The sequence below is a fragment of the Streptomyces sp. NPDC048185 genome (assembly GCF_043202495.1).
In the GTDB taxonomy this organism is placed as follows: domain Bacteria; phylum Actinomycetota; class Actinomycetes; order Streptomycetales; family Streptomycetaceae; genus Streptomyces.
This window is the reverse complement of the sequence record NZ_JBIDAN010000001.1, coordinates 234,586-255,584: the sequence shown is the minus strand read 5'-3', so window position 1 is coordinate 255,584 and position 20,999 is coordinate 234,586. Positions and strand designations below refer to the sequence as shown.

Here is a 20,999-nt window from a genome sequence, read left to right as displayed (position 1 = left end):
GCGTGGGTATCGGCGGTTTCATCAGCGACATCACTCCGGACTCGGTGGAGAACGCGGTCGAGGACGGTGTCGAGTGGGTCGGCAACCGGGTCGAGGACGCCGGTGACTGGACGGCGGACCGGCTGGACGACGTCGGCTGGGAGTCCGGTGCGGACTGGGTGCGGGAGCAGTCCCGTTCGGTGGCGAACCGGATGGGTGCCGAGGTCGACGAGATGGATCTCGGGCAGACCGAGGACAAGACGAAGCTGATCTACGGCAGCGCGTCGAAGATCCGGTCGACGGCCGAGCGGTTGCGGGGTTTCCAGTCGTCGTTCGACGGGGTCGGCGACGGTCTGAAGGGGCTGGACTCCTCGGAGTTGAAGGGTGAGGCCGCCGAGGCGCTGCGGAAGGCGGTGCGGACGCAGCCGCCGAAGTGGTTCAAGGGTGCGGACGCCTGTGAGGAGGCGGCGGGGGCGCTGGAGTCGTTCGCGGGGACCGTGGAGTGGGCGCAGGGCCAGGCGCAGACGGCGATCGACAAGTGGAAGGAGGGCGTCAAGGCGTCGGAGGACGCGGCGGACGCCCATCGCAAGAAGGTCGACGACTACAACAAGGCCGTCGACCGCTACAACGCGCAGGCGCCGGACAAGCGGGACCCGTCCACGCTGCCGCCGTGTCCGGCGCCGACGTTCGACGACCCGGGCAAGAAGCTGATGCAGGACGCGCAGGATCTGCTGACGGAGGCGCGCAAGCAGCGCAACTCCGCTGCGGAGACGGCGCGCAGTGCGGTCCGCGCGGCGCGGGACAAGGCTCCGGAGAAGCCGTCGTACGCGGATCAGCTGGGTGACGGTCTGCAGGAGATGCAGATCATGGGTGACCATGTCGGCGGTGGGATCATCAAGGGCACCGCGGGGCTGCTGAACTTCGTCCGCAGTGTCAATCCGATGGACCCGTACAACCTGACGCATCCGGCGGAGTACGCGACGTCGCTCAACAGTCTGGCGGCGGGGCTGGTGGTGGCGGCCAACGACCCGGTCGGCACGGGCAAGCAGATGGTCAGCGACTTCATGAAGGACCCGGCGGAGGGTTTCGGCCGTCTGATCCCGGACCTGGCGCTGACCGTGGCCACGGGTGGTGGCGGTGCGGCGGTGAAGGGGGTGCGGGTCGCGGAGGAGGCGGCCGACGCGGCGCGGCTGCGCCGGCTGGTGGACGACGCGCCGGACGGTACGCACAACCGTCCCGACGGTGAGCGTGTCACGGACGGTACGGACCCGGTGGACCTCGCCTCGGGGCGGATGTTCCTGCCCCAGACGGACGTCGTGATCCCGGGCATCCTGCCGTTGACGTTCACGCGGCGTACGGAGTCGGGCCTCACCTCGGGCAGGTTTCTGGGCCCGTCGTGGTCCTCCACGGTCGACGAGCGTCTCGTCGTCGATCCGGTGGGCGTCGTCCACGTCACGGCCGACGGTCTGCTGGTCACGTATCCGCATCCGGTGCCCGGGGCCCCGACCCGCCCGGAGTCGGGCACGGCACGGACGCTGCTGTCGCGTGACGCCGACGGCGATTACACGGTCACCGACCCGGACAGCGGCCTGGTGCGCCGCTTCGCCGCCCCGGTGGGCACGGAACCGGGCGGTGACGCCACCTGCTGGCTGTCGCGCATCACCGAACGCAACGGTCACAGCGTCGAAGTCGACCGGGCCGAGGACGGTCTGCCGCTGGCGCTGGTCCACTCGGCGGGGCGGGTGGTGAGGGTGACGTGTGCCGAGGGCCGGGTGACCTCGCTGTCCCTGGCGGGGGAGGGCGGAGGGGACCTGCTCCTGATGTCGTACGGCTATGAGGACGGCAACCTCACGGCCGTGACCAAGCCGTCCGGTGCGACCACCCGGTTCGTCTACGACGAGCGCCGGCGGGTGGTCGCCTGGATCGACTCCAACGGGAGCCGCTACGACTACGCGTACGACGACCGCGACCGTGTCGTCGCCGAGGGCGGCGAGGCCGGCCACGTCCAGATCACCCTGGCGTACACGGACCCGGACCCTCGGACCGGGCACCGCACCACCACCCTCACCACCGCCGAGGGACACTCCACCCGCCACCTCATCGGTACCGGCAGCCGCGTCCTGGCCACCACCGATGCCCTCGGCCACACCATCCGCTTCACCTATGACACCCACGGCAACCTCCTGACCCGTACCGACCCGCTCGGTCGCACCACCGTGTACGCCTACGAGGACGGCTGGCTCGTCGCGGTCACCCGGCCCGACGGCACCGAACAGCGCATCGTGCGCGGCCCGCTCGGACTGCCGGTGGAGTTCCACGAGCCGGACGGCACCCGCCGCACACAGCAGTTCGACGAGCGCGGCAACCGGATCAGAGTCACCGACGCGGCCGGGCACGCCACCTGCTACGCCTACGACGACGCCGGTCGCCTCGTGTCCGTCACCGACTCCGTCGGCGCCACGACCCGGGTGGTCTGCGACGCGGCGGGCCTGCCAGTGGAGGTCACCGACCCGGTCGGCGGCACCACCCGCGCGCGACGCGATGCTCTCGGCAGACTCGTCAGCACGGTCGACCCTGTGGGCGCAGTCACGAGTCTCACCTGGAACGCCGACGGGCTACTCGTCCGCCGTACGGGCCCGGAGGGCGCCTCCGAGTCCTGGACCTACGACGGTGAGGGCAACTGCCTGACCCATACTTCCTCGGCCGGGGGAGTGACTCGGTTCGAGTACACCCACTTCGACCTGCTTGCCGCCCGCACGGAGCCGGACGGCGCCCGCTACGCGTTCGACTACGACACCGCCCTGCGTCTCACCCGTGTCACCGACCCACAAGGTCTGAGCTGGAGCTACCAGTACGACGCGGTCGGCCGCCTGGTCTCGGAAACCGACTTCGACGGACGTACCATCGGCTACCGCCACGACGCGGCAGGGCAGTTGGCCGCGCGGACCGACCCGCGCGGTGGCGTCATCTCCTTCACCTATGACGAGCTGGGCCGCATCGCCTGCAAGGATGCCGCCGGGCGGGCGACCAGCTATGTCTACGACCCGGCCGGGCGTCTCCTGCGGGCCTCCGGCCCGGACGGTGAGGTGATCCGGCAGTACGACCGACGCGGCCTGATCAAGACGGAACTCGTCGACGGCCGCGCCACCACCTATCGTTACGATGCCGTGGGCCGTCGAGTGGGACGTACCACTCCCACCGGCCACGTCACCGTCTACACGCATGATGCGGCGGGCCGCCCCGGCTTCCTGACGACCGGTGGTCACCAGGTCTCCTTCACCCATGACGCGGCAGGGCGTGAACTGTCTCGCGTCTTCGGCTCCCTCACCGTCGCCTCGGCCTGGGACGAAGCGGGGCGCCGGTCCGCCGAGCACCTGACTGCCGGCGGTCGCGTCCTCGACAGCCGCACCTACACCTACCGCGCCGACGGCCGCCTAGCCGTGGTCTCCGGCCGGTTGTCGGGCACCCGAACCTTCGACCTCGACCCGGTGGGCCGCGTCACCGCCGTGACCGCTGACGACTGGAGCGAGCGGTACGCCTACGACGCGAGCGGCAATCAGGTCTCCGCCTCCTGGCCCGCCTCGCATCCCGGCAGGGAAGCCACGGGAGCCCGGACGTACCATGGCACTTGCCTCACCCGCGCCGGAGGGGTGCGCTACGAACACGACGCCGCCGGTCGCGTCACCCTGCGCCAGAAGGCCCGCCTCTCCCGCAAACCCGACACCTGGCGCTACGAGTGGGACGCCGAGGACCGCCTCACCTCCGTCATCACTCCCGACGGCACCCGCTGGCGCTATCGCTACGACCCCTTGGGTCGCCGCACCGCCAAGCAACGCCTGGCCTCCGGCGGCGAGACGCTCGTCGAGGAGGTTCGGTTCACCTGGGACGGCACCACCCTGTGCGAGCAGATCACGGCAGTGCAGGGCGTGCCCCATCCGGTGGCGCTCACTTGGGACCACCGCGGCCTGACCCCGCTGGCCCAAACGGAGCGGATCCTCACCGCGGATGCTCGCCAGGAGGAGATCGACCGGCGCTTCTTCGCCATCGTCACCGACCTGGTCGGTGCCCCCACCGAACTCGTCGACGAGTCCGGCGACATCGCCTGGCGCACCCGCAGCACCCTGTGGGGCACCACCGCCTGGACCCGTACCAGCAGCGCCTACACCCCGCTGCGCTTCCCCGGTCAGTACTACGACCCCGAGACCGGTCTCCACTACAACTACTTCCGCCACTATGACCCCGAGACCGGTCGCTACACGGCTGTGGACCCCCTCGGGCTCACGCCCGCGCCCAACCCGGTCGCCTACGTCGACAACCCCCACGTGGGCGCCGACCCACTGGGACTCTCGCCGAACTACCAAGTGGGTCAGACCCTGGGCGACACGTCGAAGCTCAGCGGGTGGATTCCCACCAAGGTTCCGGCGGAGTCGCAGGCGGTACTCCGCGACATTCGTGAGTTCGGCGTGGAGGCTCAGGGTGCGGGACCCCAACGCATGGGTCCGTCCGTCCCCAAGCCATTCGAGAACAGCGGGCATAACGGCGCCTACAAACTTCCCGAATTTGACAGCCAAGGGAATCCGATCCGGTACAGGGAATGGGGCACGGTGCAGTCGGTCGACAACCCGAGATGGGGTGGCGAGAGGATCGTGACAGGGTCGGACGGATCGGCGTACTACACTCCGACCCATTACCAGACGTACATCGTGATGGAGACCGGCCGATGAGCGACGCCACCTGGTGGGATCGGCACGAGGCGGAAGTCCGCGTCGTCCCGACCGACTCCACGTTCTCCGTTGTGCGCGCGTTGCCTCCCACCGGTCTGATCCACTCGGCCCGGATGCGAGGAAAGGAAATGCGCGACTCCGACGGGGTGTTCACTCAGTTCTACGAGGCGTTGCGCCTCCCGGACTACTTCGGTTGGAACTGGAACGCATTGCGGGACTGCCTGACGGATCTGCACTGGGTCAGTGCTGAGCATGTCCTCCTCACCATCGATGACGCCGACGCCGTGCTTTCCGAGAGTGCCGACGAGCGCGAGATCCTCTTCCGCGCCCTGAACGATGCCGTGAAGTTCTGGGCGGGCAAGCCCGAGCTTCCGGGTCGGGGGAAGTTCACCCTCCAGGCCGTCCTGCTGTGCCCGCCCGACGTTCAGGAGAAGGTGCTCCATGAGGTCAGGGTCTGTTGAGGTCTCTGCCAGACACCTCGGCGAGGCTCTGGACGAGGCCGGTGCCGAGAGCCGGGTGGTCCGGTATGCCGTCCGGGAGTTCGTCGAAGCGGTGACGTTCGCGAGCGCGGACGAGATCCGCGGGATGCTGCGGGAGGTCCTCGCCGAGGACTGGATGGCGCTGCCGCCGTGGGCCCGCAATCTCGCCTGCCGTCTCGCCCGCCTCCAGCGTCCGGACGACCCGGAGCTGCTGCGCGAGGCCGCCGCCGACCTGCTGTGCTTCGGCTCCGACTGGGACGCGGAGGCGGAAATCCTCAAGCGACGCGCGGCCGAACCGGAGCAGTAGCCCTTCGGCAGTCCCGGCTCCGATGCCGCGGGGCCAGGCGGACGCGCTGGAACGACAGCGAAGGCACCATCGGATGTATCGAGAGTTCCTGGCCCCTGACGATGAAGAAGTTCACGAAGCCCTCGGTGAATGGCCGGACTCGGATGGAGAAGGGGTGCGTACGCTCACGCTCCAGGATGCCTTCGGGCAGACTCTCGTTCTCTCCTACGACGTGTTGTCGCGGTCGGTCAGGGTCTGCTGGACGAACGAGGACGGCATACAGCTGCTGGACGTCTTCCGGGAGGGTGCGACGCGCCTGTCCGTCACCGGCGGTATCTCCGTCGACTTCCACCTGGGCGAATGCGCGGGCGTCATGGACATCCAGGTGACGCCGGCTCTGTCGGTGAGGGACCGCCTTCTGTTCCGGTAGTGAGGGGACGTGCGTGCAGCGGCGCGAGTGCGAGAAGACCGCCACCTCGATGGGGTGGCGGTCTTCTCGGGTCGTGCGGTGCCGGCTCAGTCCTCGCCGAGGTACGCCTTGCGGACCGACTCGTCGTGGAGGAGGTCCTGGCCGGTGCCGGAGAGGACGATGTTGCCGACCTCCATGACGTGGCCGTGGTCGGCGAGGGACAGGGCGGCCTGGGCGTTCTGTTCGACGAGCAGGATGGTGGTGCCCTGGGACTTCAGCTCGGCGATCGTCGACATGATCTTCTGCATCATGATCGGGGACAGGCCCATGGAGGGTTCGTCCAGCATGAGCAGCTTGGGCCGGGACATCAGGGCGCGTCCCATGGCGAGCATCTGCTGTTCACCGCCGGACAGGGTGCCCGCGGCCTGCTTGCGGCGTTCGCCGAGGATCGGGAACAGGTCGTAGGCGCGCTGGATGTCCTTCTCGATGCCCGGCTTGTCGTCGCGGAGGAACGCGCCGAGGCGGAGGTTGTCCTCGATCGTCATGCGGGGGAAGATGTGCCGGCCCTCGGGGGAGTGGGCGAGCCCCAGGGAGACGATCTGGTGGGCAGGGACCTTCTTGAGCGACTTGCCGCCGAACTTGATCTGGCCGCCGACCGGTTTGAGGAGTCCCGACAGGGTGCGCAGGGTCGTGGTCTTGCCGGCGCCGTTGGTGCCGATGAGGGTGACCACCTCGCCGGCGTCGACCGTGAACGAGATGCCCTTGACGGCCTCGATCTTGCCGTAGGCGACGCGGAGGTCCTCGACCTCGAGCAGTGCGGTCATCGGTCGTTCTCCTTGCCGGCCGAGGTGTCCGTGGTGGTGTCGGCCTGCGCGGCCTCGGCCGCCTCGACCTCGGCGGCTTCCGCCGCTCCGGGGTCGTTGTCGAGGGGTTCGCCGAGGTAGGCGGCGACTACGCGTTCGTCGCCCTGGACGGTGGCGCTGTCGCCCTCGACGAGTTTCTGGCCCTGGACGAGGACGGCGACGCGGTCGCAGAGGTTGAAGATGAAGCGCATGTCGTGCTCGATGACGAGGACGGCGATGCCCTTGTCGCGGATGGCGAAGACGAGTTCCTCGGTGGCCCGGGTCTCCTGCGGGTTCATGCCGGCCGTGGGCTCGTCCAGGAGCAGCAGCCCCGGCTCGCTGGCGAGGGCGCGGGCGATCTCCAGCTTGCGCTGTTCGCCGTAGGGGAGGTTGCGCGCGAGGTGCTCGGCCTTGTCGGCGAGGCCGACGAACTCCAGGAGTTCCATGGCGCGTGTCCGGGAGGCCGCCTCCGCCTTGTGGAAGCCGGGGCCGCGCAGGACGGCGGACCAGAAGCCTTCCTTGGTGCGGGTGTGGCGGCCGACGAGGACGTTCTCGAGGACCGTCATGTTGGCGAACAGCCGGATGTTCTGGAAGGTGCGGGCGATTCCCGCGGCGGTGACCTTGAAGGACTTGGGCGGCAGGACCTTGTCCTTGTAGCGCACCTCGCCCTCGGTGGGGATGTACAGGCCGGTCAGGCAGTTGAAGAAGGTGGTCTTGCCGGCGCCGTTGGGTCCGATGAGGCCGACGATCTCACCGCTGTTGACGGTGAGGTCGACGCCGCGGACGGCGGTGAGTCCGCCGAAGCGCATCGTGACGTCGCGTGCGTCGAGGACGGGAGTGCCGGGGGCGGGGGCGCCCGCGGTGGTGTCCTTGGTGGTGGTGTCGGTGGTCATGGTGGTCAGGCCCCTGTCTTGCTCAGGACTGCGGGCGCGTCGGCCTCTTCGTGGAACTCCAGCTGGCGGCGCCGGTTGGGGATGAGGCCCTCGGGGCGGAAGCGCATCAGCAGCACGAGTGCGAGTCCGAAGGCGAGGAGCTGGTAGTCGCCGAGGAACTGGAGCTTGTTGGGGATCAGGAAGAGCAGTGCGGCACCGATGAGCGGACCGGCGATGGTGCCCATGCCGCCGAGGACGACCGCGGCGAGCAGGAAGGCGGAGTTGGGCGGGGTGGTGCCGGCGAAGAGGTACTGCTCGGGGGTGACCGTGTAGGTGACGTGTGCCTGCACGGTGCCGGCGAGGCCGGCGAGGGTGGCGCCCACGGCGAACGCGATGAGCTTGACGCGGAAGCCGTTGATGCCCATGGCGAGCGCGGCGGTCTCGTCCTCGCGGATGGCGACCCAGGCCCGGCCGATGCGGGAGTCGCCGCTGCGCCGGAAGACGAGGACGACGACGGCTGTGATGAGCAGCATCAGGAAGAAGTAGTTGGCGAACCGGCCGATGGTGAAGCCGGCGATGTCGTGCGGGATCCCGAGGTCGAAGCCGAGGATCTTGAGGTCGGGGATGGACGAGATGCCGTTGGAGCCGTTGGTGACGTCCGGTCCCGAGGTGCCGTCGAGGTTGTTCGCGGTGATGCGGAAGATCTCACCGAAGCCGAGGGTGACGATGGCGAGGTAGTCGCCGCGCAGCCGCAGGGTGGGCGCGCCGATCAGGACACCGAAGACCAGGGAGGCGACGGCGCCGACGAGCACCGCTGCCCAGAAGGGGAAGTGCACGCCGAAGGGCGAGCTGGGGGAGCCGGAGACCATGGAGGCCGCGTAGGCGCCGACGCCGAGGAAGGCGACGTAACCGAGGTCGAGCAGGCCGGCGAGGCCGACGACGATGTTCAGACCGAGGGCGACCGTGGCGAAGATGAGGATGTAGACGCCGAGGGTGGCGTACTGGTCGTCGGTCTGGGTGAAGGGGAAGCAGGCCGCCGCCACGAAGGCGCCGCAGACGGTGATGTTCTGGTGCCGGGCGGTGATCTGCGTGATCCTGCCGATCAGTCCCGACTTGTTGAGGGCCGCGAAACCGAGGCCGGTCGTGATCAGGAATCCGACGAAGAGTTCGTCGTACTCGGTGCCGATGCCGTAGGTGAACACGAGCAGGGCGACGGCGAGGACGGCGACGATGACGAGGATCTCGGCGTAGGAGGGCAGCGCGCGTGCGGGGCGCGGGGTGCCGGACGCGAAGGCGGCCCTGACGGTCTGCCAGTTCTGCGACGCGTTGTGCTTGAACTGCTCCCAGCCGGTGTCGTCGGGGTCGATGGGGTCCGGTTCGGGACGCTCGAACGGCAGGGCCAGCGAGCCGAGCAGGGCGATCAGGGTGGCGGCCGCCACGACGTAGCCGCCGGGCTCCAGGTTCACCACGCCGCCGAGCTGGGCGCTGATGGCGACGACCGTGTACCAGGCGGTGGCGAAGGTGGCGAGCGCGGCGAGCTTGAGGCCGGCGTCGGCACCCGCGGGCGCGAGCCAGCGCAGCCCCTTGACGCCGTAGGAGGCGAGGCCGAGGAGGGTGGTGAGGGCGCCGCCGATCAGCACCAGGACCTGCAGGCCGCCCGGGTAGCCGTAGACGGTGAGGTCGCCGGGGAACTCGGCGGTCCAGGTCCAGGCGAGGAACGTGGACAGGACGCTGAGGACGCCGCCGCCGGTGGCGAGGGCACGTCCGATGTGCGCGGGTATCCCGATGAGGCCGGTGGGGGCACCCGTGGTGGGGGTGTCCGCGGTGTTCGAAGCGGTGGTCTGTGTGGTCATCGGTGTCACGCCCTGTCCGCAACGCGTTCGCCGAGCAGGCCCTGTGGCCTGAACAGCAGCACGAGGATGAGGAGGATGAACGCCCAGACGTCGGCCCAGGACTGGCTGCCGAACTTGTCCAGGCCGGGGATGTCGGCGATGTAGGCGGTGGCCAGGGTCTCGGCGACGCCGAGGACGACGCCGCCGATCATGGCGCCGTAGATGTTGCCGATGCCGCCCAGCACCGCCGCGGTGAAGGCCTTCAGGCCGAGGATGAAGCCCATCTTGAAGTCGATCTGGCCGTACTTGAGACCGTTGGCGACGGCTCCGACGGCGGCGAAGACGGCGCCGAGGGCGAAGGCGACCACGATGATGCGGTCCGTGTTGATGCCCATCAGCTTGGCCGTGTCCGGGTCCTGCGCGGTCGCCTGCATGCCCCGTCCGGTGCGGGTGCGCATCACGAAGAAGGCGAGGATGGCCATGCTGACCGGGGCGGCGACGAGCAGGAAGATGTCGCCGGTCTGGATGGTGGCGCTGCCGATGTGGAACGGGCCGCCGTCGATCTGCGGGAAGGGGAGCTTCGACTTGGCGTTCGGGTACAGCGCCCATACCGCCTGCTGGAGGGCGAGGGAGAGGCCGATGGCGGTGATGAGCGGTGCGAGACGGGGAGCGCCGCGCAGCGGGCGGTAGGCGAACCGTTCCGCCCCGATCGCGACGGCGACGGAGACCACCACGGCACCGAGCAGCATCAGAGGCAGGGCGATCCACATGGTGGTGCCGTCGGGCAGGATGTACAGGTGGACCGTGAGGGCACCGAAGGCGCCGACCATGAAGATCTCGCCGTGGGCGAAGTTGATGAGCTGGACAATGCCGTAGACCATTGTGTAGCCGATGGCGATCAGGCCGTACATGGATCCCAGTAGCAGGCCGTTGACCAGCTGCTGCGGCAGTTCGTTCACCGCATGTCCTCCGAGACTTTCGGATGTTCGACGGATGGGCCCGGATGCGAGTGCGCGCGGGGCGCCTGTGGAACAGCGCCCCGCGCGGCTCGTGGGCAGTGGTGTGGTGCGGGTGGGTCAGCCGGTGTAGGTGCCGGACTTCACGGCCTTCCACGCACCGTTCTCGACGGCGTACACGGTGAGCTGCTTGTTGGTGGCGTCACCGAACTCGTCGAAGGAGACCTTGCCGGTCACCCCGTCGAAGGAGACGTTCTGCATGGCGTCCACGACCTTGGCGCGGGCGTCGGAGGGGAGCTTTCCACCGTTGTCGGCGACGACCTTCTTGACGGCCTCGATGATCGCCCAGGCGGAGTCGTAGGAGTAACCGCCGTACGCCTCGTAGGCCTCCTTGTAGCCCTCGGCCTTGTAGTTGGCGACGAACTCCTTGGCGGAGGGGAGTTCCTCCACCGGTGCGCCGACGGAGGTCGCGAGGTCGCCGGTGCCGCTGGCGCCGGCGAGCTTGATGAAGTCGGCGCTGTAGATGCCGTCACCGCCGACCACCGGGATCTTGGCGCCGGCTTCCTTGATCTGCTTGCTGAGCGGGCCGGCCTGCGGGTACTCACCGCCGTAGTAGACGACGTCGGCGCCGGAGTTCTTGACCTTGGTGGCGACCGCGTTGAAGTCCTTGCTGTCCGGGTTGATGTGCTCGGTGCCGACCACCTGGCCGCCGAGCTTCTTGAACTCCTCGGTGAAGGTGCCGGCGAGGCCGGCGCCGTAGGTCTTCTTGTCGTCGATGACGAAGACCTTCTTCTTCTTGGAGTCGTTGTAGACGTACTGCGCGGCGAACGGGCCCTGGACGGCGTCCGTGGTCGCGGTGCGGAAGTACGACTTGTAGGTCCGGACCTTCTTGGTCTGCCAGTCCACGCCCTGGGTGAGCGACGGGTTGGTGTTGGCCGGGGAGACCTCGACCAGCTTCGCCGTGTCGAAGACCTTCTGCATCGACTCGCCGACGGAGGAGTTCAGCGGGCCGACGACGCCGAGGACGTCCTTGTCGGCGACCAGCTTGGTGGCGTTCTGCTGGCCCACGGAGGGCTGGCCCTGGTCGTCGAGGGCCTCGACCTTGAAGGTGATGCCCTCGACGGTCTTCTGCTTGTTGGCGGTCTTCGCCGCGAGGTCCACCGAGTTCTTGATGCCGAGGCCGAGCGCGGACAGGTCGCCGGTCAGCGGGGCGTCGACACCGATGACGACGGTGGTGCCGCCACCGCTGCCGCCGTTCCCGGAGTCGGAGCCGCCGTCGTCGTCGCGCGAACCGCAGGCGGTGAGGGTGAGCGCTCCCGCCGCCAGAGCGGCGGTGATGGCGATGAGCGAACGTTGACGCACGATCAGTCCTTTCCCTGGCACAGCCGTTTCCCCGTGGAGACGGCCGAGTCGAGCGCTGGGCCGAAGTGACAATCCGACGGCGCGGTGACTGGCCGTGACTCTAAGCGTGTGTGGGGAACGTGGAGGAGGGTCTGACTCAGGCTGTGACGCTCTTGTTATGACACGCGGTAATGCAGAGCGGTACTGGCTGGGAAGAAGGGCGGAATTCAGGCCGATTTGCTCTGTCCGCATGGTGAGAACCCGCAGGACCGGAGGGGCGGGTTCAGGTGCGTAAGGCGTTTTGGTGATTACCGGGAATCGTTGCCGCAGGCGACCTGCAGGGCCTCGGAGAGGTGCTGCGCATAGCGCGTCCCGAGGATGAAACTGTGATCCTCTATTGCGCGCGTATTACGCAGCGTTACATCCAGAAAAGGGAGTCCGGGGTTCCGTGGTGCTTGTCCGCATTCCGTCACCCGCAGAGTGACGATGATCTTGCGGGCGGAATGCGACTTTGTCTGGAAAGGTGCCGCGGGGGCCGAGGTGGCCGAAAGTCCGGCGTAGGGCTGGGCCACCCGCGTCACGGTGACGGGCGGCCCGGACCGGACGCTCAGCAGCACCGCGAAGCTGAAGTCGCTGGTCGGAGCGTTGCCGGGACCGGCCACCGGGTCCAGGTAGACGAGGTCGACGGCCTGCGCGGGGAAGGGCGGGGGCGGCGGCGGGGGAGCGGGCCGCTCATCCGGTCTGCCGGCGTACAGATAGCCGCCGCCCGCCAGGACGACGAGGGCCGCGACGGCCGCGTGCACCGCCCGGCGGTGACGGTCGTACCGCAGGCGCAGTCGCCCGCGAGGCCGGGCGGGGCGGCGGGGGCGCTGCGGGGCCTCCCGTGCGTGGGTGCCCTCGCCCGGCTCGACGGGACCGGTGCCGCTCATCGCCATGGACCCCCGCCCGCGCCGCCGTCGCCATGGCGACCCGTGCACCGGGCGCGGGTCCGACGGTCGATCAACTCCCCGGCGGCGCGGGCGCCCTGCTCCCGCCGCACGGGCCGCGCCGCCTCCACGACCTCCCGCAGGATGTCGTACTGCCGGTTCGACAGGCCCATGGACTGGTAGTCGCCGTAGGTGCCGCCGTCGAGCACCTCGCGCGACCAGTGGGTGACGACGCGCACGCACAACTCGGCCGCCGACGCGGGCGCCGGCGACGGCCGCGGGGAGCCGGGCTGCCCGGAACCGGCGCCGACGGCGGCGCCGGGACCGGTGCCGCCGGTCGAACGCGGTCGCTCGGGGCCGGAGTCGGCGCATGCGGCCGCCAGCGCCACCGTCAGCAGCACCAGTGGGAGCGCGCGCCGCAGCCCGCCCGTGGCGGCCGCCGGCCGAGGGACTCCTCCCCGTTCCATGACCCGACGCTAAGGCGCCGGACCGGCGGGGGCAATGACGCCGCCGGCACCGCCGAGGGCACCGCCGCCGGCGGGCGCTCAGCCCGCCGCGCCCGCCCGGGCGGCGTCACCGGGGGCCACGTCGCGCAGCAGGCAGGTCAGGCGGGCCGTGCACACCCGCCGCTCCTGCTCGTCACTGATCACGATCTCGTACGTCGCCGTCGTCCGGCCCCGGTGCACGGGCGTGGCCACCCCGGTCACCAGCCCGGAGCGGACCCCGCGGTGGTGGGTGCAGTTCAGGTCGACACCGACGGCGATCTTGGAGCTGCCGCCGTGCAGCATGGAGCCCACCGATCCCAGCGTCTCGGCCAGCACCGCGGAGGCGCCGCCGTGCAGGAGCCCGTACGGCTGGGTGTTGCCCTCCACCGGCATGGTGCCGACGACCCGCTCCGGTGCCGCCTCCAGGACCTGGACGCCCATCCGTGACCCCAGGTGGCCCGCGGAGAACAGCGCGGGAAGGTCGACGCCCATCGCGGCGTACTCGTCGATGACCTCCTGCGGGAACTGCACCTGCTGCTGCTCGCCCATGGGCCCGGCTCCGTTCGTTGCGATCCGTCGGTCTGGTCCGCCTGTCGGCTCGACTGAGCGAACGCTCAGTCGGTCGCCGATTGTTCCAGACGCACGACGACCGACTTGCTGGCCGGGGTGTTGCTGGTGTCCGCCGTGGCGTCCAGGGGCACCAGGACGTTGGTCTCCGGGTAGTACGCGGCGGCGCAGCCCCGGGCCGTCGGGTAGTGCACGACGCGGAAACCGGGTGCCCGGCGCTCCACGCCGTCCGACCACTCGCCGACCAGGTCGACGTAGGAGCCGTCCCGGACGTCCAGCTTCTCGGCGTCCTCCGGGTTGACCAGGACCACCCGGCGGCCGTTCCTGATGCCGCGGTAGCGGTCGTCCAGGCCGTAGATCGTGGTGTTGTACTGGTCGTGCGAGCGCAGCGTCTGCAGCAGCAGCCGGCCCTCGGGCAGCTCGGGGTACTCGACGGGCGCGGCGGTGAAGTTCGCCCTGCCGGTGGCCGTCGGGAAGCGCCGCTCGTCGCGGGGGGCGTGGGGCAGGGCGAAGCCGCCCGGCCGCGCCACGCGCGCGTTGAAGTCCTCGAACCCGGGAATCACCCGGGCGATGCGGTCGCGGATCGTCGCGTAGTCCTTCTCGAACTCCTCCCACGGCACCCTGCTGTCCGCGCCGAGCACCCGGCGCGCCAGCCGGCACACGATGGCCGGCTCGGACAGCAGGTGCCGGCTCGCGGGCTCGAGCCGTCCCCGCGAGGCGTGCACCATGCCCATCGAGTCCTCGACGGTGACGAACTGCTCGCCGCCGCCCTGCAGATCGCGTTCGGTACGGCCCAGCGTCGGCAGGATCAGGGCCCGCGCGCCCGTGACGGCGTGCGAGCGGTTCAGCTTCGTCGACACGTGCACGGTCAGGCGGGCACGGCGCATCGCCGCCTCGGTGACCTCCGTGTCGGGGGACGCGGAGACGAAGTTGCCGCCCATGGCGAAGAAGACCTTCGCCTCGCCGTCGCGCAGCGCGCGGATGGCCCGTACGACGTCGTAACCGTGCTCACGGGGCGGCGCGAAGCCGAACTCCTTCTCCAGGGCGTCCAGGAACGCGGGCGCGGGGCGTTCGAAGATGCCCATCGTGCGGTCGCCCTGCACGTTGGAGTGGCCGCGCACCGGGCAGACGCCGGCTCCGGGACGGCCGATGTTGCCGCGCAGGAGGAGGAAGTTCACGACCTCGCGGATGGTGGGCACCGAGTGCTTGTGCTGGGTCAGGCCCATCGCCCAGCACACGATGGTGCGCTTCGACGCGAGGACCAGGCGCAGCGTCTCCTCGATCTCCGCGCGGGTGAGACCGGTGGCCGTGAGCGTCTGCTCCCAGTCGGCGGCACGAGCGGCCTCGGCGAACTCCTCGAAGCCGTGCGTGTGCTCCCGGACGAACGTCTCGTCGACCGCGCCCTCGGTCTCCAGGATCAGCTTGTTCAGGAGGCGGAACAGCGCCTGGTCGCCGCCGAGGCGGATCTGCAGGAACAGGTCGGTGAGCGCGGCCCCGGTGGTGAGCCCCTTCGGCGTCTGCGGGTTCCTGAAGCGCTCCAGGCCCGCCTCGGGCAGCGGGTTGACGCTGACGATCTTCGCGCCGTTCGCCTTGGCCTTCTCCAGTGCGGAGAGCATGCGCGGGTGGTTGGTGCCGGGATTCTGCCCGGCCACGATGATCAGGTCGGACTTGTAGAGGTCCTCCAGCAGGACGCTTCCCTTGCCGATGCCGATGGTCTCCGACAGGGCCGAGCCGGACGACTCGTGGCACATGTTGGAGCAGTCCGGCAGGTTGTTGGTGCCCAGCTCGCGCGCGAAGAGCTGGTAGAGGAACGCCGCCTCGTTGCTGGTGCGTCCGGAGGTGTAGAAGACCGCCTCGTCGGGCGAGTCCAGGGCCGTGATCTCCTCCGCGACGATGTCGAAGGCGCGCTCCCAGGTGACCGGCTCGTAGTGCTCGCCGCCCTCCGGGAGGTACACGGGGTGCGTGAGCCGGCCCTGCTGGCCCAGCCAGTAGCCGCTGCGGGTCGCGAGGTCGGCCACGGAGTGCGCGGCGAAGAACTCCGGGGTGACCCGGCGCAGGGTGGCCTCCTCGGCCACGGCCTTCGCGCCGTTCTCGCAGAACTCCGCCTTGTGCCGGTGGTCCGGCTCCGGCCAGGCGCAGCCCGGGCAGTCGAAACCGTTCTTCTGGTTGACGCTCAGCAGCGTCAGCGCGGTCCTCCTCACACCCATCTGCCGCTGCGCGATGCGCAGGGTGTGACCGATGGCCGGAATGCCCGCCGCCGCATGCTGGGGCCCGGTGACCTGCGGCGCGTCCTGAACCGGATCACCCTTGGGCGGCTTCGTGGCCATCGCGCGCTCCTTCGCATGCACGTGTGAGGTACGTCTCCGATCCTCGCATGCGCCACCGACACCGACGGAGGCCGGGCGGGAACGGCGGCGGGAGCAATGGTTGCGGCCGGGCGCGGTTCCGCCACCGCCCCCGCTGCCGGGCGACGACGGAAGGCGAGTGGCGTGGGGTCGTGTCCGGTCGCGGCTCCGCCGCGTGGGCGCGACCAGCCGGGACGTGCCCGCGGCGACGGCCGGCCGCGCCCCCGGCCGAGAGGCGCCGCAACCGTGCCACCGGCGACGGCGGGGCCGACTGTCGGTGGCACGTGGCAGGATCGGGGACGTGGCAGAGACAGCATCGAAGAAGACCGAGACCCCCACCGGCGGCAGCCGCCCGCGCCTGATGCTCATGGACGGGCACTCGCTGGCGTACCGCGCGTTCTTCGCGCTGCCCGCGGAGAACTTCACGACCGCGACGGGCCAGCCGACCAACGCGATCTACGGTTTCGCGTCGATGCTGGCCAACACCCTGCGTGACGAGGCGCCCACGCACTTCGCGGTGGCGTTCGACGTCTCCCGCAAGACCTGGCGCTCCCAGGAGTTCACGGAGTACAAGGCGAACCGCTCCAAGACACCGGACGAGTTCAAGGGCCAGGTCGAGCTGATCGGCGAGCTGCTCGACGCCATGCACGTGACCCGCTTCGCCGTCGAGGGCTTCGAGGCGGACGACGTCATCGCCACGCTCGCCACGCAGGCCGAGGCCGAGGGCTTCGAGGTGCTGATCGTCACCGGCGACCGGGACTCGTTCCAGCTGGTCAGCGAGCACACCACGGTGCTGTATCCCACCAAGGGCGTCTCCGAGCTGACCCGGTTCACCCCGGAGAAGGTCGTCGAGAAGTACGGACTGACGCCCGCCCAGTACCCCGACTTCGCCGCCCTGCGCGGCGACCCGTCGGACAACCTGCCGGGCATCCCCGGCGTCGGCGAGAAGACGGCCGCGAAGTGGATCAACCAGTTCGGGTCCTTCGCGGAGCTGGTCGAGCGCGTCGACGAGGTCAAGGGCAAGGCCGGGCAGAATCTGCGCGACCACCTGGAGTCCGTGAAGCTCAACCGCAGGCTCACCGAGCTGGAGCGGCAGGTCGGGCTGCCGAAGACGGTCACCGACCTGGAGCGTCCGGCGTACGACCGCAAGGGCGTCGCGATGATCCTGGACACCCTGGAGATCCGCAATCCCTCGCTGCGCGAACGCCTGTTCGCCGTCGATCCGGGCGCCGAGGAGGCCGAGGCCACGCCGGTCGTCGCGGACGGCGTGGAGCTGGACGGCACGGTGCTGGGCACGGGCGAGGTGGCCGGCTGGCTCGCCGAGCACGGTGACCAGCCGCTCGGCGTCGCCACGGTCGACACGTGGGCGCTGGGCACCGGCTCGGTCGCCGAGGTCGCGCTCGCCGCCTCCGACGGGAAGGCCGCCTGGTTCGACCCGACGGAGATCGACGAGGCCGACGAGGCGGCGTTCACCGCCTGGCTCTCCGACCCGGACCGGCCGAAGGTCTTCCACAACGCCAAGGGCGCTATGCGCGTCTTCGCCGAGCACGGCTGGAGCATCGCCGGCGTGGGCATGGACACCGCGCTCGCCGCCTACCTGGTCAAGCCCGGCCGCCGCTCCTTCGACCTGGACGCGCTGTCCCTGGAGTACCTGCACCGCGAGCTGGCCCCCGCCGCCGCGGCCGACGGGCAGCTGGCCTTCGGCGCGGACGACGCCGCCGAGGCCGAGGCGCTCATGGTGCAGGCCCGCGCGGTCCTCGACCTGGGCGAGGCCTTCACGGGCCGCCTGGCCGAGGTCGGCGCCGCGGACCTGCTGCGCGACGTGGAGCTGCCGACCTCCGCCCTGCTGGCCCGCATGGAGCGGCACGGCATCGCGGCCGACCGGGAGCACCTGGGGGCCATGGAGCAGATGTTCGCCGGCGCCGTCCAGCAGGCCGTGAAGGAGGCCCACGCGGCGGCCGGACGCGAGTTCAACCTGGGCTCGCCCAAGCAGCTCCAGGAAGTCCTCTTCGGCGAGCTGAACCTGCCCAAGACGAAGAAGACCAAGACCGGTTACACGACGGACGCCGACGCCCTGGCGTGGCTGGCGACGCAGACGGACAACGAACTGCCGGTGATCATGCTCCGGCACCGTGAGCAGGCCAAGCTGCGCGTCACCGTCGAGGGCCTGATCAAGACGATCGCCGCGGACGGCCGCATCCACACCACGTTCAACCAGACGGTCGCCGCGACGGGCCGCCTCTCCTCGACCGACCCGAACCTGCAGAACATCCCGGTCCGCACCGACGAGGGCCGGGCGATCCGCCGCGGCTTCGTCGTCGGAGAGGGCTTCGAGTCCCTGATGACGGCGGACTACAGCCAGATCGAGCTCCGTGTGATGGCCCACCTGTCGGAGGACGCGGGCCTGATCGAGGCGTTCACCTCCGGCGAGGACCTGCACACCACGGCCGCCGCGCAGGTGTTCTCCGTCGAGCGGTCCGCGGTGGACGCGGAGATGCGCCGCAAGATCAAGGCGATGTCCTACGGCCTGGCGTACGGTCTGTCGGCCTTCGGCCTCTCCCAGCAGCTGAACATCGAGGCGGCCGAGGCCCGGGGCCTGATGGACGCCTACTTCGAGCGGTTCGGCGGGGTCCGCGACTATCTGCGGCGGGTCGTCGACGAGGCCAGGGCCACCGGCTACACGGCGACGCTGTTCGGCCGCCGCCGCTACCTGCCCGACCTCAACAGCGACAACCGGCAGCGCCGCGAGGCGGCCGAGCGGATGGCCCTGAACGCCCCGATCCAGGGCACGGCGGCCGACATCGTCAAGATCGCCATGCTCAACGTGGACAAGGCGCTGCGCGAGGCCGGTCTGGCTTCCCGCATGCTGCTCCAGGTCCACGACGAGATCGTCCTGGAGGTCGCCCCCGGCGAGCAGGCGGCGGCGGAGGAACTGGTCCGCCGCGAAATGGCGAACGCCGTCGACCTCCGGGTCCCCCTGGGCGTCTCGGTGGGCTCGGGCCCGGACTGGGAATCGGCAGCGCACTAGCCTCCGGCGGTGGTGCCGCCGGGGCCGGGAAGCGGGCGTGGGCCCGCTTCCCGGCCCTCGCGGTGCCCCTTTGCGGTGCCTGGCCCTTGCGATTTCCAGGACGTGCGGTGCCTCGCCGTATCCGGCCCCTGCGGTGCCTGGTCCGCGTGGTGTGCGGGACGCGTGCGGTGCCTTGTCGTTGCCGTGCCTGGCCCTTGTGGTGCCCGGATCTCGTGGGGGTCCAGGACGTGCGGTGCCTCGTCCTTGCCGTGCCTGGCCCTTGTGATGCCCGGCCCTTGCGGTTTCCAGGGCGTGCGGTGCCTCGCCGTGCCGTGCCCGGCCCTTGCGATGCCCGGCGCCTTGGTGTGCGGCCCCCGTGGTGTGCGGCCCGCGTGGTGTGCGGTTGCTGTGAGGCAGCGGCTTTCGTGGCGCCGCACCCCGTGGCGGCCGTCCCGCCGGTCCCGGGAGGGCCCTTCACTCAGGTGGCCCTCGCGGAAAAGCCCCCGCCCCCTGTCTCCCCTGAGGATGCGGGCATGGGTATACGCATGCTCCACCACCGGACGTCACCGGCACGGGCAAGCACAGACCGACCCGCCCGCGTGCCACTCCTCCCGGTCCCGGTCTTCGCGCCGGGCGCAAGTACCGGCCGCACCCCCACCACGCTCGCGACGGCCCTGCGCCGCACCGCGGCAGACCTCCGCCGCAGCCTCGCCCACCCGGACCCGACCGCCCCGTCGTCCCCACGCGAAACGCCCGCCCTGCGCCTGTGGGCCGACCTGGCGCGCGGCTACCTGACGCTCGCCCTCACCTTGCTGCCGCAGTCACGCCCCGCGCACACCGTCACCGTGTTCGTCGCGGCCGACGACACCCTCAGCGCGCGACGCGGCGGCCGCCCGGCTCCGCACCGACGCCTCCCGGGCCTGCGGAAACCGGGACCGGACGCCACACCCTGATCCCCACGGCACACAGCAACAGCCCCGGGACGAGCCCCGCGCCCGCCCCGAAACACACCGTCGGGACGACTTCCCAGGGCTTCGCCACCGACCCCCGGTAGTCCCACCAGCGGGTCGTCCGCTGCACCACCCCGGCCAGCGCACAGCCGCCGAGCACCGCCCCGGCCCACCACCGGTCCCGCACCGAGAGCACGGGGACGCCCAGCGGCTCGGCCGGGGACCGGCGGCGCAGCGCCCGCGCCGTGAACACGGCGATCACCACCGCGGCCACCGCGGAACCTCCGTACTGCAGGTACCAGTACAGCGGCGACCCCGCGACCTCCCGCCCCAGCACGGGGAACACCCGCATCCCCCACCGGTCGAGATGCGTGAACGCGTCCCACACCACATGCGTCAGCGCACCCACCGCCGCCGACACGTACCACCGCACCACCAGGGACGGCCGCACGCGGGCCCGTGGCGCCCCGCAGCGCAGCAGGGCGGCGGCGCGTCCCTGCCGGGCCCGCGGCAGCAGCGCGACCACCGGCTCGCGGGCCAGCAGCCACAGCCCCACCAGCGCCCAGGCGATGAGCACATCGACCGTGACGACCCCACCGGGGGAGTGCGTCACGTCCCCGAACTCCATCGCCCCGGACACCAGACTCGCCGCGTAATAGGTCATGTCGGGCGAGAACGACCCCGCGATCAGTACGGCCGGCACCAGGTGCCCCCGTCCGGTTCCGTCGCCGCGCACGGCCGGCAGCACGGCCGCCGCATGGCTGAGGGTGAAAGGCAACGCCGCTCCTCATATGGCCAACTGGTGAATATCGGGCACGAACGGGTGCCCGCGCAAAGCAAGTTGTCGTAGGGTCGCCTGCGGCGCCGTACTGGTCGAACAGACGACCGTCGTGCTCGGACAGTTGCGGTGCAACCCTCGGCTCGGGCCGATCGTCACAACAGGCGGTACCGCGCGAGCACCACAGCCGAAGACAGACGGACGACGGAGAAGGACGCACG

15 protein-coding genes are annotated in these 20,999 nt (G+C 70.4%); 5 read left to right on the top strand and 10 right to left on the bottom strand.

What is annotated here, in order from left to right:
- The first annotated feature begins 2 nt into the window (after window positions 1–2).
- The 4 genes from ACGF3H_RS01185 to ACGF3H_RS01170 all read left to right on the top strand — a co-directional run bounded on the left by ACGF3H_RS01185 (window position 3) and on the right by ACGF3H_RS01170 (window position 5,898).
- Window positions 3–4,703 (top strand): putative T7SS-secreted protein, encoded by a 4,701-nt coding sequence (locus ACGF3H_RS01185; RefSeq protein ID WP_362495246.1) that lies wholly within the window; start codon window positions 3–5, stop codon window positions 4,701–4,703.
- Window positions 4,700–5,164 (top strand): barstar family protein, encoded by a 465-nt coding sequence (locus ACGF3H_RS01180; protein WP_362495247.1) that lies wholly within the window; start codon window positions 4,700–4,702, stop codon window positions 5,162–5,164. The genes ACGF3H_RS01185 and ACGF3H_RS01180 overlap by 4 nt, the downstream gene beginning before the upstream one ends.
- Window positions 5,145–5,489, top strand: coding sequence for a hypothetical protein (locus ACGF3H_RS01175; protein ID WP_362495249.1), 345 nt, complete (start codon window positions 5,145–5,147; stop codon window positions 5,487–5,489). The genes ACGF3H_RS01180 and ACGF3H_RS01175 overlap by 20 nt, the downstream gene beginning before the upstream one ends.
- A 154-nt stretch (window positions 5,490–5,643) precedes the next feature.
- On the top strand, window positions 5,644–5,898 hold the full coding sequence (locus tag ACGF3H_RS01170) for a hypothetical protein (RefSeq protein WP_362495252.1): 255 nt from the start codon (window positions 5,644–5,646) through the stop codon (window positions 5,896–5,898).
- 86 nt (window positions 5,899–5,984) lie between these two features.
- On the opposite strand, the gene ACGF3H_RS01165 is transcribed toward ACGF3H_RS01170, so the two are convergent.
- The 9 genes from ACGF3H_RS01165 to ACGF3H_RS01125 form a co-directional block, all read right to left on the bottom strand.
- Window positions 5,985–6,701, bottom strand: coding sequence for an ABC transporter ATP-binding protein (locus tag ACGF3H_RS01165; RefSeq protein ID WP_362495255.1), 717 nt, complete (start codon window positions 6,699–6,701; stop codon window positions 5,985–5,987).
- The gene (locus tag ACGF3H_RS01160) at window positions 6,698–7,612 is read right to left on the bottom strand and encodes an ABC transporter ATP-binding protein (protein ID WP_362495258.1); all 915 of its coding nucleotides are present in this window, start codon (window positions 7,610–7,612) and stop codon (window positions 6,698–6,700) included. Before ACGF3H_RS01160 ends, ACGF3H_RS01165 begins: the two co-directional genes overlap by 4 nt.
- A 5-nt stretch (window positions 7,613–7,617) precedes the next feature.
- A complete protein-coding gene (locus ACGF3H_RS01155) occupies window positions 7,618–9,444 on the bottom strand; it encodes a branched-chain amino acid ABC transporter permease (RefSeq protein ID WP_362495261.1) in 1,827 nt (608 codons plus the stop codon).
- Window positions 9,445–9,449: 5 nt separating this feature from the next.
- On the bottom strand, window positions 9,450–10,382 hold the full coding sequence (locus tag ACGF3H_RS01150; RefSeq protein WP_362495264.1) for a branched-chain amino acid ABC transporter permease: 933 nt from the start codon (window positions 10,380–10,382) through the stop codon (window positions 9,450–9,452).
- A gap of 117 nt (window positions 10,383–10,499) precedes the next feature.
- Complete coding sequence (locus tag ACGF3H_RS01145; protein WP_362495267.1) at window positions 10,500–11,741, bottom strand: branched-chain amino acid ABC transporter substrate-binding protein; 1,242 nt, start codon at window positions 11,739–11,741, stop codon at window positions 10,500–10,502.
- 287 nt (window positions 11,742–12,028) lie between these two features.
- Window positions 12,029–12,649, bottom strand: coding sequence for a Tat pathway signal sequence domain protein (locus ACGF3H_RS01140; protein ID WP_362495477.1), 621 nt, complete (start codon window positions 12,647–12,649; stop codon window positions 12,029–12,031).
- Window positions 12,646–13,113, bottom strand: a complete 468-nt coding sequence (locus tag ACGF3H_RS01135; RefSeq protein WP_362495270.1) for a hypothetical protein — start codon at window positions 13,111–13,113, stop codon at window positions 12,646–12,648. Before ACGF3H_RS01135 ends, ACGF3H_RS01140 begins: the two co-directional genes overlap by 4 nt.
- Window positions 13,114–13,191: 78 nt before the next feature.
- Entirely contained in the window at window positions 13,192–13,680 is a 489-nt protein-coding gene (locus tag ACGF3H_RS01130; RefSeq protein WP_362495273.1) for a hotdog fold thioesterase, read from the bottom strand.
- Between the two features lie 65 nt (window positions 13,681–13,745).
- Window positions 13,746–16,025: an FdhF/YdeP family oxidoreductase gene (locus tag ACGF3H_RS01125; protein WP_362495276.1), complete on the bottom strand. Its 2,280-nt coding sequence runs from the start codon at window positions 16,023–16,025 to the stop codon at window positions 13,746–13,748.
- A gap of 319 nt (window positions 16,026–16,344) precedes the next feature.
- Between ACGF3H_RS01125 and polA the strand changes: the two genes are divergently transcribed.
- Entirely contained in the window at window positions 16,345–19,071 is a 2,727-nt protein-coding gene (polA, locus tag ACGF3H_RS01120; protein WP_362495279.1) for a DNA polymerase I, read from the top strand.
- 849 nt (window positions 19,072–19,920) lie between these two features.
- Here polA and ACGF3H_RS01115 read toward each other — a convergent pair.
- The gene (locus ACGF3H_RS01115; protein WP_362495282.1) at window positions 19,921–20,778 is read right to left on the bottom strand and encodes a DUF4184 family protein; all 858 of its coding nucleotides are present in this window, start codon (window positions 20,776–20,778) and stop codon (window positions 19,921–19,923) included.
- Window positions 20,779–20,999 lie beyond the last annotated feature (221 nt).

Bases quoted from the DNA above. Each gene is read 5' to 3' on its own strand.
- ACGF3H_RS01180 (WP_362495247.1), top strand. From the start codon at position 4,700: ATGAGCGACGCCACCTGGTGGGATCGGCACGAGGCGGAAGTCCGCGTC.
- ACGF3H_RS01175 (WP_362495249.1), top strand. From the start codon at position 5,145: ATGAGGTCAGGGTCTGTTGAGGTCTCTGCCAGACACCTCGGCGAGGCT.
- ACGF3H_RS01165 (WP_362495255.1), bottom strand. From the start codon at position 6,701: ATGACCGCACTGCTCGAGGTCGAGGACCTCCGCGTCGCCTACGGCAAG.
- ACGF3H_RS01160 (WP_362495258.1), bottom strand. From the start codon at position 7,612: ATGACCACCGACACCACCACCAAGGACACCACCGCGGGCGCCCCCGCC.
- ACGF3H_RS01155 (WP_362495261.1), bottom strand. From the start codon at position 9,444: ATGACCACACAGACCACCGCTTCGAACACCGCGGACACCCCCACCACG.
- ACGF3H_RS01140 (WP_362495477.1), bottom strand. From the start codon at position 12,649: ATGAGCGGCACCGGTCCCGTCGAGCCGGGCGAGGGCACCCACGCACGG.
- ACGF3H_RS01135 (WP_362495270.1), bottom strand. From the start codon at position 13,113: ATGGAACGGGGAGGAGTCCCTCGGCCGGCGGCCGCCACGGGCGGGCTG.
- ACGF3H_RS01130 (WP_362495273.1), bottom strand. From the start codon at position 13,680: ATGGGCGAGCAGCAGCAGGTGCAGTTCCCGCAGGAGGTCATCGACGAG.
- ACGF3H_RS01125 (WP_362495276.1), bottom strand. From the start codon at position 16,025: ATGGCCACGAAGCCGCCCAAGGGTGATCCGGTTCAGGACGCGCCGCAG.